General features: G+C 37.6%; 9 protein-coding genes. 5 read left to right on the top strand and 4 right to left on the bottom strand.

What is annotated here, in order from left to right; genetic code table 11:
* Positions 1 to 284 precede the first annotated feature (284 nt).
* The 4 genes from lpxD to recR form a co-directional block, all read right to left on the bottom strand.
* Complete coding sequence (lpxD, locus tag NEOC65_RS00175; RefSeq protein WP_213152149.1) at positions 285 to 1,343, bottom strand: UDP-3-O-(3-hydroxymyristoyl)glucosamine N-acyltransferase; 1,059 nt, start codon at positions 1,341 to 1,343, stop codon at positions 285 to 287.
* Positions 1,344 to 1,360: 17 nt separating this feature from the next.
* The gene (locus tag NEOC65_RS00170; RefSeq protein WP_166155313.1) at positions 1,361 to 1,957 is read right to left on the bottom strand and encodes an OmpH/Skp family outer membrane protein; all 597 of its coding nucleotides are present in this window, start codon (positions 1,955 to 1,957) and stop codon (positions 1,361 to 1,363) included.
* 27 nt (positions 1,958 to 1,984) lie between these two features.
* The gene (bamA, locus tag NEOC65_RS00165; protein WP_213155328.1) at positions 1,985 to 4,393 is read right to left on the bottom strand and encodes an outer membrane protein assembly factor BamA; all 2,409 of its coding nucleotides are present in this window, start codon (positions 4,391 to 4,393) and stop codon (positions 1,985 to 1,987) included.
* 100 nt (positions 4,394 to 4,493) lie between these two features.
* Entirely contained in the window at positions 4,494 to 5,090 is a 597-nt protein-coding gene (gene recR / locus NEOC65_RS00160; RefSeq protein WP_213152147.1) for a recombination mediator RecR, read from the bottom strand.
* A gap of 359 nt (positions 5,091 to 5,449) precedes the next feature.
* Between recR and NEOC65_RS00155 the strand changes: the two genes are divergently transcribed.
* The 5 genes from NEOC65_RS00155 to NEOC65_RS00135 all read left to right on the top strand — a co-directional run bounded on the left by NEOC65_RS00155 (position 5,450) and on the right by NEOC65_RS00135 (position 13,559).
* Complete coding sequence (locus NEOC65_RS00155; RefSeq protein WP_213155327.1) at positions 5,450 to 6,466, top strand: beta-ketoacyl-ACP synthase III; 1,017 nt, start codon at positions 5,450 to 5,452, stop codon at positions 6,464 to 6,466.
* A gap of 22 nt (positions 6,467 to 6,488) precedes the next feature.
* The gene (gene fabD, locus NEOC65_RS00150) at positions 6,489 to 7,430 is read left to right on the top strand and encodes an ACP S-malonyltransferase (RefSeq protein WP_213155326.1); all 942 of its coding nucleotides are present in this window, start codon (positions 6,489 to 6,491) and stop codon (positions 7,428 to 7,430) included.
* 12 nt (positions 7,431 to 7,442) lie between these two features.
* Positions 7,443 to 8,183, top strand: coding sequence for a 3-oxoacyl-ACP reductase FabG (fabG, locus tag NEOC65_RS00145; RefSeq protein WP_213155325.1), 741 nt, complete (start codon positions 7,443 to 7,445; stop codon positions 8,181 to 8,183).
* Positions 8,184 to 8,259: 76 nt separating this feature from the next.
* Positions 8,260 to 8,505: an acyl carrier protein gene (gene acpP / locus NEOC65_RS00140; protein WP_039385299.1), complete on the top strand. Its 246-nt coding sequence runs from the start codon at positions 8,260 to 8,262 to the stop codon at positions 8,503 to 8,505.
* Positions 8,506 to 9,863: 1,358 nt separating this feature from the next.
* Entirely contained in the window at positions 9,864 to 13,559 is a 3,696-nt protein-coding gene (locus NEOC65_RS00135) for a tetratricopeptide repeat protein (protein WP_213155324.1), read from the top strand.
* Positions 13,560 to 13,571: the final 12 nt, after the last annotated feature.

The following is a 13,571-nucleotide window of genomic DNA, read 5'->3' as shown; positions in this document are numbered from 1 at the left end:
TTTTGTTTTATAGTTTGGTTTATTGCTTTCAATTCCATCCCTCACCTCCCTACTTAACAAATAAAATAGCATACTATATTTTTTATTACCACTGTAGTACTAACTAATACTTAAAGTAGTTAAACAAAATAGCGTTTATAACATCCTACCGTTTGCATATGAAAAAAGTAAGTGAGTATATGCTAAATCGCTCGCATTAACTAAGAGTCAAGTGTGAGATCCTTGCCACACTTCTTATTGAATAGGAATTAAATTTTGTTTAAGTAAATGGTTCCCCTTAAAATTTACTTATAAAGGTTGTTTTTTAGAATTTTTATCTCTTCTTGTAGAGCTTTAATTATTTTTATGTATTTTTCTATATGGTTGAGAAAAACGCTATTACGGTTATGAATCTCGATAGGCTGGGCTGGTAGCCCTCCATACTTACCAGAAGTAGGAAGGGATTTGGTCACCCCTGTACGCCCGGCTAGCATCACTTCATCGGCAATTTTAAGATGTCCGGCTACTGCTACTTGACCTCCCATCACGACATGACGGCCAGTTTTAGTGGAGCCGGCAATTCCTGTCTGAGCAACAATAATATTATGAGCCCCTATCGTGACATTGTGGCCAATTTGCACAAGATTATCTATTTTAGAGCCTTTTTTAATGTAAGTGGTTTCAAAGCGTGACCGATCGATGGTAGTATTGGCCCCAATTTCTACCTCATCTTCTATTTCTACTTTACCTAATTGTTGCAATTTAATGTGTTCACCAGTTTTGTTGGTAATGTAGCCGAAACCACAAGCTCCTATCACAGCACCTGGTTGTAGAATAACTTTGTCTCCTAGGGAACAGCGTTCACGGATTACAACTTTAGGATGGATAAGGCAATCCTTTCCTATAGTAACATAGGGGCCTATGTATGCTCCTGCCCCAATAAAGGTGTTGTCATCTATTCTAGCTTCTTTATCTATAACAGCATGGGGACCAATTTTTACATTAGCGCCAATTTGGCACGTTTCGTGAATGACCGCTGTCGGATGAATTCCTGTAAAACCTGTAAGCTCTCCTTTATCTTTAAAAAAAGCATCGATTAATTGTTGAAATGCTAAAGAAGGATTTTCATTAATCAAAAAGTTACGATCACCCGCCAAAGGAGTATGTGAATTAACAAATATCACGCCTGCATGCGAGGTTTGCATCGCTTGCTCATAGCGGGGATTTTCTAGAAAAGAGGCCTCTTTGGCACTTGCTCTTTCTAGATCGGCAACCCCTTCAATTTCATAATCGGGATTGCCTATCAGTTTTGATTGCGTCATCGCTGCTATATGGGCCAGCTTGAAGGTTTTTAAGGAATTCATCGATTTCTCTTATGACTTTATTGATTGGATCCTGCGGGTGTCTTTGGCTCTTTAGCTTCTTTATCAAAAAGCTCATCCATCACACTCACAATATCATCAGAAATATCTAATTCCTTATCATAATAGTAAGCTCCCTCTTCGTTCATCACCATATGGTAGCCATACTTTTTAGCAACAGTTTCGGATGCTTGAGTAATCACATCAGCGAGCTTATCCAATATTTTATAATTAGCTTGTTGTATTGCTTGATAATATTGCGACTGCTGTTGGCTTGCTTCTTGGCTTAAGGTTCTAAATTTACGCTTAAGTTCGGTTTCTGCTTCAGGGGAGAGGCTGTCAAGATAGTCAGGATCATTAAGCTTATCGGCCATCTCATTCAATGTTTTTTCTTTTTCGCCTAGCATTGTTTCCATTTGCTTTTTGAGCGCTTCGAAGTTGGCTTGTTCTTGTTTGCCCAGTTTAGATTTCTCTACGCAAGTCTTAAAGTTCACCAGGCGCATTTTAATTCCTTGATCAGCTTTAACTGTAGAGGCTTCTACTGCCGCTGGACATAGGGCCACTAAAGCGAAACTTACGCTGGCTGCTTGCAGGATTGTTTTAGATAATTTTTTCATTAAATTTTCTCCTTATTTTAATAAATCTTAAAGGCGCCCACCCACGCTGATGAAGAAGCTTTTAACCTCTCCGCGTGTTTTAGGATTGATAGGAATTCCATAACCCATCGTAAGAGGGGGAATGCTTTCGACTATTTTAAAACGTATGCCTAAGCCAACCGATGTACTAATACGTGCTTTTTTTAATCCAAAATCAAAAGTGGCAAAGGAAAGATGACCGGCATCACAGAAAATAAAACCTTCCAGGTTTTTCATGAACCGCCGAGAAGCTTCTATCGAATAAATTTCCATAGACATCCCACCCCGTGGATCTCCTTCAATGAAACGTGGGCCCAGTTTATAAGGACGATAGCCTCTTATCATATTATCGCCACCTAAAAACAACCGCTCGTCAAGAGGCATTTTTTTAGCAGTCGTCCCTCCAAATGGATAAAGGAAGCGGAAATCCATGCGCAGTTTTAAAACACTACGCCTATCTAATTTGTGAAACCAGCTATTAGTGTAGGCAGCGCCAAAGAAACGATAGTTACCGCCCAATCCAGCTATCTCCAATTCTAATCGTGATTTAAATCCTTGGGTGGGCTTGGCTGGGTGATCAGTAGAATCATAAGACCATGTTAATCCGGTGGCTGAAACCATCCCATCATTATGTGATTCTTCAACTAACGAAGCACCACCTTCATGCTTGGCATCATATTTATACTGTTCTTCATAAAGCAAGCCATGCGATGTTTGAATATCTGTATGTTTTAAGCGGTAATGCCATCCCAATTTCATAAATTGATTTAACTGATAGGTAGCATTGACCATTCCCCCATAAGTTTTTATATCATAGTCTTTGGCTATATAGCGATTGATAGAATTTTCTAGCTCAAATCCTACAATCCATTGAGTATCATTAAAAAATGGTTTGGTCCAAGAAAAAACATAGCTACGGCTTTTGGAGCCCACGGTAGCGGTAGCATGGGCATATTCACCGCCGCCTCTTAAGGCTTTATAGCCATCTTGAAAGAAACGACCTAAGCCTTTATAGTTAAAGTTTTTTTCGGTGATATTAAAACCTCCAAAAATGCTTTCCGCCGTGCTAAATCCAAAGAAAGCACCAAAGTGCCCCGTGCTTGTTTCTTCAACTTCAATATGAACATCACGATAATTTTCTCCTAAGCTATAAAAATCTTCTGATTTAACAGCATAGACGTTTACATGGGAAAAATAGCCGATGTTGGCTAAACGCTCTTCTGTTTTCTTCAGTTTTTCAAGATTAAAGACTTCCCCAGGAATGATCAAGGTTTCATGGAGAATAACTTTAGTTTGAGTCTGGCAATTTCCAAATACCTTAATCAAACCGACGTGAAACTGCTGGCCCTCTTCAATAGTGAGTTTAATGTTATAGGTTGGTTCCTGGCTCTCGGAAAGAGTAGGTTCGTGATCAATGATGGCGTCAATATAACCTTTACGACCATAGAGATTTGTAATATTTTCTATACTCTGACGAATTTTCTCAGGAGAAAATATCCCTCCTTCACAAAAAGTTAACCGCTGATAGATCTCTTCTGTATTAAATAAACGATTTCCCTCGATGGTAATATGACCTACTTTATAAATAGGTCCTTTACTTGCAGTAATTGTGATAACGACACGGTTTTCTTGAGCAGCTTCTACCACTTTGACATCGACAGACGCATCAGCATATCCTTGATTATGAAGATAGTTAAGAATGGTGGCTTGATCATGCTGCATCGCCTCTTCATTATAAGTTCCTTCATTGCTTAGCCAACTTAAAAATATATTATATTTTTTAGTCACAAGCTGTTCACTTATCTCTTCTTGTTCATGGTTGGTAAAATTAACAAATACAATTTCTTTGATATAGCCCGAGCGCCCTTCATTGATGGAAATGTTGATATCTACTTCGTTGGTAGTAGCATCCAGCTGTATATCGTAGGTAAGCTCTGCTTCAAAAAAACCTTTTTTAATATAGTAAGCTTTTAGCTTGTGGAAAGCTTGATTAAAGCTCTTACGATCAAAAACAGAAAAGCAAGGTACCTTTAGCTCTTGTTTTAACCTTTTAGTTTTTATATGCTCGTTACCTTGCCAGTTGATAGAGCGAATGATAGGCTTGGGCCATATTTTTAAGGTAATATATAGCTTATCTGCTAAGCTTTCAACAAGGGGTTCAACACGGTCATAATCTTGAGAAAGAATTTTAAGATCGTTATCAAAGTGAGTTTGCGAAAAAAAATCTCCTTGCCGTGTTTTGATTCGGTTAAGGAGAGCATCTTCTTCAAAATGGTCGCAGGGTCCTTGAAGAAGAATTTCAATTTTTTCAATTTTTTGATTTTCATATGGGGTAGGCTGGCCGAAAAGATTTGATGAGTAGCCGCTTACTAAAAGCAAAAATCCTATATTAAGGAAAAGTATTAATTTATTTATCACAGATTCCTCTGAAAATTATAGATGATAATCGAAAAAAGAGTAATCATAGGGTAAGGTTTGTAATATTGTAAAGAAGAAGAAAAGAAGAGGGATTTTAGTATTAAAATTTGCTTCTTCCAGAGAAAGCTCGTGCTAATGTACCCCCATCTACATAATCGAGGGGGCTTCCCATAGGAAGTCCAAAAGCTAAACGAGAGATAGAAACCCCCAAGGGAGCTAATTCCTGCTTTAAGTAAAGAGAAGTAGCATCTCCTTCGAGCGTAGAATCTAATGCGATGACAATCTCTTCTATTTTTAGCAAAGCAATACGTGTTTTTAAGCCGGCAATAGTCAGTTTATCGGGACCTATGCCTTCTAAAGGAGACAATAAGCCTCCTAATACGTGATAAAGACCTTTATATTCGCCTGTTGTTTCAATGGAAAAAGCTTCTCTTGCACATGAAATAATGCAAATAACCTTAGATTGCTGACGTTGCTCTGTACAAAAAGGACACGCATATTCGCCTTTTAAGCAGCCACATTCTTCACACTGCGGCAATTTTTCATGAATATCTTTTAGGGTGCTGGCCATTTCATCTAAATATTCTTGTGGCCATCCTAACATATGGAAAGCGTAACGCTCGGCACTTTTGGAACCTACTCCTGGTAGCCTTTTCAAGACATTTATAACTTTTAATAGATGAGGAGGATAATGCATAGATTTGCCATGATTTTAAGAAAAAGCATAACATACAAGCTTATTTTATTTAAAACTCAAAGAGAGGGAGAAAAGCTTCATCATGTAATCGCGAATGTTGCCGCTTTTTTAGTTGTTGTTTTTAAATTATATTTTTTTGAGCCCTTGTATTTTCTTTAAAAAAAGCAGGTTCTTCAGCCGCTTTACCTTGCTTAAATTTAACTTTTGGTAGAACTAGCTTATAAACATATCTAGAATTTTAGCTCTTTGTTTTAACTGCATGGTTTCTATGAATAGCTTAAGGCTTTAAAGGGAGAGCTTCTTTTTAATAAGCATTTTTGATACAGTCTTGCTTTTTAATAAATAAGGGGAACAGACAAATGCCAATTCAGCCTAAAGCGCGTATTGTAGGAATGGGCTCTTTTTTACCTGAACGTATTTTAACTAATCAAGATCTAGAAGAGATGGTTGAAACAACAGACGACTGGATTGTTTCGCGTACAGGAATAAAAGAACGCCGTATTGCCGACAATCATGAAACTCCTTCTCTAATGGGGTTTTATGCGGCCCAAAAAGCCTTACAGGAAAGCAGCGTGCCAGCTGCAGATATAGACATGGTTTTAGTGGCCACTATGACACCCGATTATATCACCCCTAGTACAGCCGCTATTATTCAAGCCAAGCTAGGAGCGTCATCTGCTGCGGCCTTAGATATACAAGCCGCTTGCACAGGTTTTTTGTATGGATTGTCGATTGCTAAAGCTTACATTGAAGCAGGCATCTATCGTAATATTCTTTTAATTGCTTCAGAAAAGCTTTCTACTATCATCAATTACAAAGATAGAAATACATGCGTTCTATTTGGTGATGGAGCTGCAGCCGCTGTGATCTCCAATCGAGGAAAAGGATTTTCTCTGGACGCATTTTGTTTAGGTTCAGATGGAGAAGTTGCCGAACTTTTAATGATTCCTGCCGGTGGCGCGCGCCAGCCTTCAAGCGTTGAAACTGTGACCCAAGGGTTGCACTTTCTGAAAATGGAAGGAAAGGAAGTTTTTAAGCATGCCGTACGAAGAATGGGGGCTGCAGCAAAAGAATGTTTAGTTAAAGCGGGCATAACGGAAGAAGAGATTGATTGGTTAGTACCCCATCAAGCTAACATACGGATTATAGAAGCATTAGCTAAAAGTTTTAATCTACCGAGTGAACGCGTTTATAAAACCTTGCATAAGTATGGAAACACATCGGCCTCTAGCGTGGCCATAGCCTTGGAGGAGCTCCAGAGCGAAAACCAATTTTCAAACGGCGAAAAGCTACTATTGGTAGGTTTTGGAGCCGGGCTGACTTGGGCAGCTGCTGTTGTGACTCAAATAGATGATCTATCCTCTTCATTCGACTGATAAGCTATAAGGACGTAAAGATATGTCGCATTCTAAAAAAATTGCTTTTTTATTTCCTGGTCAAGGAGTTCAATATCTTGGAATGGGGAAAGATATTTATGAAAATTTCTCAATAGCTAGGCAAACTTTTCAAGAGGCCGATGAGGTCTTACATCGCCATTTATCTAAAATAATATTAGAAGGCCCTGAGGAAGAACTGCTTGAAACAAAAAATAGCCAGGTGGGCATTTATGTTGTCTCTATGGCACTTTTAAGAATTATTAAAGATTTATATCCTAACATACAGCCAGATGTGTGTGCCGGCTTAAGCTTAGGTGAATATTCAGCATTAACTGCTGCTAAGAAACTAGATTTTGCCTCTTGCCTCTCTATTATTCAATATAGAGGACATTATATGAATGAAGCCTGTGAGGCCCATCCAGGAGGTATGGCAGTTGTTTTAGGTCTTACAGCTCACGAAGTAGAGGAAGCTGTGCAGGAAGTGAATTTGCCTCATGATTTATGGATTGCTAATTTTAATTGCCCCGGCCAGATAGTCATTTCGGGAACACGAAAAGGAATTGATAGTGCGGCATCTGTTCTTAAAGATAAAGGTGCCAAACGTGTCTTGCCTTTAAATGTATATGGAGCTTTTCATAGCGGCCTTATGAAGACAGCTGAAGCACGTCTTGCTGAACATATCCATCATGCCTCTATCCAAGATAGCTCGATAGGTTTAATCATGAATGTGCCTGGCAAAAAGGTAGAAAATATTCTTGATATTAAAAGTCATTTAATTAGGCAGGTGACCTCTCCTGTTCGCTGGGAGCAAAGCATCCGCCACCTAGGGGAAGAGGGAGTTGAGTTATTTATTGAAATAGGCTGTGGAAAAACACTAGCAGGTTTTAATAAACGTATTCTTCCCCATATAAATACCATTTCTGTAGAAAAAATAACGGAACTTGATCAGCTTGCTAAAATATAGGAAAAACTTTAGATGCATCATCTTTTAAACAATCAGGTAGCTATCATTACCGGGGGAACTGCAGGCATTGGCAAAGCAATTGCTCGTGAATTTGCTCGTCAAGGAGCAACTGTGGCAATCTTCGGAACAAATGAGAAAAGAGGCCAAGAAGTCGTGCAGGAAATTGGAGCAGAAAAAGCCTCTTTTTATCCCGTCAATGTAGCTAAAACTCTAGAGGTAGAGGCGGCTATAAAACTGGTGCAGCAAAATTATGGCAAAGTGGATATTTTGGTCAATAATGCGGGAATCACGCGCGATCAGCTGATGTTGAAAATGACTGAAGAAGATTGGGATACAGTCATGGAAGTTAACTTAAAATCCTGCTACAATACTTGCAAGGCTCTTACCCGCCATATGCTTAAAGCCCGTCAGGGGGTAATTATAAATATTAGCTCAGTGATCGGCCTGATCGGTAATAGTGGGCAAGCGAATTATGCGGCTTCAAAAGCTGCTATCATAGGTTTTACAAAAGCTCTTGCTAAAGAATTTGCTTCCCGTAATATTCGTATTAACTGCATTGCCCCTGGCTTTATTGACACGCAGATGACGGAAGCTATGACAGAGCAGCAGCGTCAGGCCATACTCTCTTCCATTCCTATGGAAAGGATGGGCGCTCCTGAAGATATTGCCAGCGCAGCTGTTTTCTTAGCCAGCTCGATGGCCCAATATATAACTGGGCAAGTCTTGATAGTGGACGGAGGAATGGTGATGTAACCCTAATTACATCATTGAATGTAATTGGTAAAAATGATATCTTATTTTTTTTTAAGAAATCTATTAATCAAAAGGAATGTGTATGTCATCAACAGAACAGGAAGTCATCGACATCATTGTGGAACAACTAGGTGTAGATAGAGATGATGTAACTCCTTCTAAAAAGCTTGTCGAAGATCTGAATGCAGATTCTCTGGATTTAACAGAGCTCAATATGACTTTTGAAGAGCGTTTAGGAAGAGAAATCCCTCAAGAGGAAGCTGAAAAGTTTAAAACCGTAGGCGATATCATCCAATATTTCGATCGTATCACTAAAGAATAGAACATTTATGTAGGGCTCTAGGCAAGCCAGAGCCCTAAATCTCAAAATGCTAGGGCAGTCTTTTATCTAATAGATAAATGCATCTAAAGCCTAGAATGTTTTTTTAGTTTAAAACTCCTTCCCTTTCTCTATCTGGCTAAAATATAGGTTAAAAGGCCATCCTCCACGGGAAATCTTTTGACATTTATATGCAGAAAGGGGCTTTTTTTTTCAAATTCATTTTTTATTCAATTTCACACGTTAATCCATATAAAAAAAGAAATTGCAAGTCATTCTATTGCTTCGCATCATTTTTGTTGAGCAGTATGCTGTAGCAAATTATTTTAATGGTGGGTAATGGCTAACGATTTTAGCGGTAAGAAGAAAAAATCTTGCATAACTTAATTTAGAGCCGTTAACAGATACTGCTACCCTATAAAAAGGCCTGTCTGCATTTTAAAAATGTAATTTAAGCCTTCATTAACCCCTCTCTTTTATTCCAATGGATGTTTTTTAAGCATATAATAATATCCTTTAAAGAAACTACGTCTACATAACCAAAAAAGAAATTAGCCTTTTTCCAGGCTGACTCTACCCGTAAAAACAAGCTTTTTATCAAGTATATGATTACATAAAGAGTTGCTCGAAAGCGTATAACTAGAAAACTGCTTAAAAGCATATTCTCACTGTTATTTCGTATCCGCTATATGTCTAGGTAGTTTGGTATTCATAAAATTTGAATTTTTTATATGCTTAGTTTCTTCATGTCCTCTAGCTTAAAAGGGCCTATCGAGAATTTTAATAGGCTCTATATAGAAATCGTTCGATGTTTTTCTTTATGTCGAGTACCTTAACCTATTTAAAAAAATATAATAGGCTCCAAAAAAACTAAGTCTGCATACCCAACACCCTGAAAGTCTTCTCTCTATTTAACGAGAGAGGTTTTATAAAGTACAGGATTGCATAAGAAGCAGCTCAAAAGCGTATAATCTTATTTTTTATTAATTAGACTAAAACTCCTTCTCTGATTGTCTTCCGAAAATGCTGTATTCACTATATCACTTTTTATACAAGCTTCGTTACGAAAGATATAGCCACTTTTTTGAGGCTTGAAAAATGGTTTGCCTCTTTCAAGCTTAAAAGCCTGAGCTTTTGATTAAAAAATTGACAAAATAGATAGGAAAAGAGGCAAGTGTCCCTGCTTGCTTTGAGAGCTAAAAAAATAAAGAAGTAGCTTTTAAGCAAGGTTTTTAGTATGAAAAGTAAAACATTACTTTTTTATCTTTCTTTTAAGAGGATAGTTCTAAAAAGATAAAAAAATCGCCAACAGCGTTACAAACCCACTGAAGCGCACCAAAAGCTAAAATAAGGATAAGCAAATGAGTTTGGAGAGTTCACCTATTAGCTCTTATGGATTTACTGAATTTAAGGAAATAGAAAAAAGAAAACAGCCTTATTTGAAACTAGGCCCCTATGTAGAAATTAGCTTAGAGATCTTCGAAAAACTAGGATGCCAAGACTTATACCAAGCAAGCCTAGTCTGTAAAGAATGGAAGCAGCTAACTGAACAAACTAGTTTATGGAAAATGTTTAATGTAGAAAAGCTTAATATTAAATTTCAGGAAGAGACGCAAGTTGATGATCAGAAAGTAGATTCTCTAATCCCTAAAGATGAATTAAAAACCCTTTTAGAGAGCTTAGAACACGAGAAAATTTTATCGGAGGAAGAGATAAAGGATGTAAAAGATGCCTATAAACTATCTTTGCAAATTGCTGTACATGCTAAAGAATTTATCCAAGAAAGGTTATATATTGAAAAGCTAGGCGACGTCTATTCGAGTAAAGAAATACCTAAGATTCTTCTTCAAGCGGTAGGACTTTACAATTATGCCTTACATGATTCCAATGTAGGCGAGCAAGAAATTATTAAAGAAAAGCTATTTAATGCTGAAATTTTGCTTAGTAAGCTTTGCAAAGGAAAACCTGGAGATATTTCTATAGCCAAAAAGCAATTTGAAGGTAATCTTGAAGTATTAAAAAAACTTAGGGAGGGAATAAAAGAGAAAATTGAAGCTCTCAGTTCAGATCCTTCATCTGAGGAAGTAAGAATGCTTTACAAGGAAATTGCACTGGATATGAAAGATTTCTTTAAGACTCTAGTAAATCAGGCGATTGATGTTTTAGGCCCGGCACCTTGTGAATATGCGATGATAGGCTTTGGTTCCCTAGCTAGAGAGGAAATGACTCCCTATTCTGATCTAGAATTTGGCATTCTTATCCAGGAAGATAGTAAAGATAATAAAAAGTACTTTAAGCGCCTTACGACTTTGATTCATTTGAAAGTAATCAATTTAGGAGAAACCCTTCTCCCTGCTTTAAATATTCCTTGCTTAAAAGCCATAAATTTTTTTGATGACATAACGCCACGTGGCCTTGCCTTCGATGGCGAAGGAGTAGAAGGAAAAGGATGTAAAACTCCCTTCGGCAATCGCCATACTTTTGAGCTTATACAAACTCCTGAAAAGATGGCTCAATATGTCGCTCAAGATGAAAATGGTAAATGGTGGCATCAGAAAGAGTCTCATCTTCCTATGGAGCTTTTAACCTTTACCCATTTGTTAGGTAATGAGGAGCTAACTGAGCAATATAGACAACGTATCCAGCAAGCCCTTGAAATTCCCTATCAAGCAGGCTTTGCTCTTCGCCAATATTTAGCCAAATATCATTTGGTTCGAGAAGATAGGATAACTTTCAATCCAAGCCTGCAGGATCCAGACAAGCAAGGACTGCTTTTTAAAGTTAAAAATGATTTATATCGTTTTCCTCACCTAGCTTTGGACCGCTTAGCTCTTCTTAAAGAAGTAGCCGCTTCCGATACGTTTACTAGGATCACTCAATTAAAAGATAGAGGTATTTTAACAGATAATGCAGCTGAAAAGTTAAGTGAATGGATGAGCATAGCTTTATTCATGCGCCTTAAAACTTATTCTCATTACAAAGCTCAAAAGGAAATGATGAATCCTCTGCTTAAGCCCTTTGGATTTGAGGATCCAAAACTTGTTGAAAAGCAGTTTGCTTTAGATTCGGTAGCTTTGAAAAAGATAAAGAAAATTTACTGCGTCTTTATTCCTTTTTATCAAGCTGTTAAGGAATTTTTAGCAGGAAATGAAGATGCCCTTAAATCATTGGATGTGAAAAATATTTCTACAAAGACTCAAGGGGACATAGCCTTGAGGCTTTTTCAGCAGAAAAAGCCAAAAAAGTTTTACAAATTAGCACTGGCAAAAAATCCAGAAGACGCTGACATATTAGCTGTTCTTGGATATATTTATAAAGATCAGGGAAAATTAGATAAAGCAGCTAAGAAAGTTGAAGAAGCGCTTAAAATCCGTTCCAAGTTTCTTTGCAAAAATTATTCCCTAGAGAAAGTTTATAATAAGAACTTTGCAGCACTTTATCAAGAACAAGCAAAGCTAGGAAATGCAGCCGAACCTAGCAGGAAAGCTCGCTTTATTAAATCTAAGATTTTTTTGGAAAATTACTCTAACATAGCTACTTATTACAATAACTTAGCAACAATTTATCAAGCTCATGGAAAATTAGGCAAGGCGGCTGCAATTGGCGAGAAAGCGCTCAAGGCTGACCTTCAATTTTGGGGTAAAAATCATCCCCATGTAGCAAGAACTTACAATAATTTGGGAACAATTTATCAAGAGCGAGGAAGGTTAGGCCAGGCGGCTGAATATGTTGAAAAAGCCCTTACCATTAATACTAAGCTTTTTGGTGGAAATCATCCTACTGTAGCAAGGGATTACAACAATCTAGGGCAAATCTACCAAGAGCAAGGAAATTTGAAAAAAGCTGCTGAACATATCAACAAAGCGCTCAACATTAACCAGGAAATTTTCGGTGAATATCATCCCAGAATTGCAACCGGTTGGAATAACTTAGCAGGAGTCTATCAAGAACAGGGAAATTTAGACAAGGCTGCTGAGTTTATCCAGAAGGCGTTTGCAATTGACCTTAAGGTTTTTGGTGAAAGTCATCCTACTATAGCAAGAGATTATAATAACTTAGCAGGAGTCTATCAAGGGCAGGGAAAATTAGACAAGGCCGCTGAGCAAATCAACATAGCGCTCGACATCAATCTTAAGCTTTTTGGTGAAAATCATGCTAGTGTAGCAGACTGTTACACTAATTTAGGAGTAATCTATCAAGAACAAGGAAACTTAGAAAAGGCTGTTGATTGCTTTAAAAAAGCACTCGCAATTGACCATAAACTTTTTGGTGAAAATCATCCTAGCATAGCTATAGATTACAACAATTTGTCCCAAAGCTATGAAGAACCGAGCCAGTTACAACAGGCATTAGAGTATGGCAAAAAAGCTCTAGCGATTGATCTTAAGCTTTTTGGTGAAAATCATCCTACGGTTGTAAGAGATTACAATAGCTTAGGAATAATTTACCTTAATGACGGCAATTTAGATGAAGCATTTAAACACATTAGCAAAGCTTGCATCATTAACTTCGGCCTTTTCAGTGAAATTCATCCCACGATGGCAATAAATTATAATAATCTAGGACAAATCTACCAAAAACAAGGCAATTTAAAGCAGGCAGCTGAGTATACTGAGAAAGCACTTGCCATAAACCTTAAGCTTTTGGGGGAAGATCATTCTATTGTGGCAATAAATTATAATAATCTAGGGCAAATCTACCAAAAACAAGGCAATTTAAAGCAGGCAGCTGAGTATGCTGAGAAAGCACTGAACATTGCTTTGAAGCTTTGGGGTGAACATCATCCCCATCTAGCAATTTATTATAATACCAGGGGGATGATTTATAAAAGACAAGATCTTTTAGAAAAGGCAGTTGAAGACGTTAAAAGAGCAGTGACTCTTGGCTCAAAGATTGGCGGTGAAAATTGTCGTCATATGGCACGGTTTTATGATAATTTAAGCCAAATTTATCACGATCAAGGAAATGTAGAGCAAGCAGCTGAGTGTACTCATAAAGCTCGTGCCATCAATCTTAAGCTTGTAGATAAAAATCAATTTGCGAAGGCTGCAATGTAAGAAGAATTTATT

It is taken from the genome of Neochlamydia sp. AcF65, assembly GCF_018342435.1.
Taxonomy (GTDB): Bacteria; Chlamydiota; Chlamydiia; order Chlamydiales; family Parachlamydiaceae; genus Neochlamydia.
This window is presented reverse-complemented; position numbering and strand designations above follow the sequence as displayed.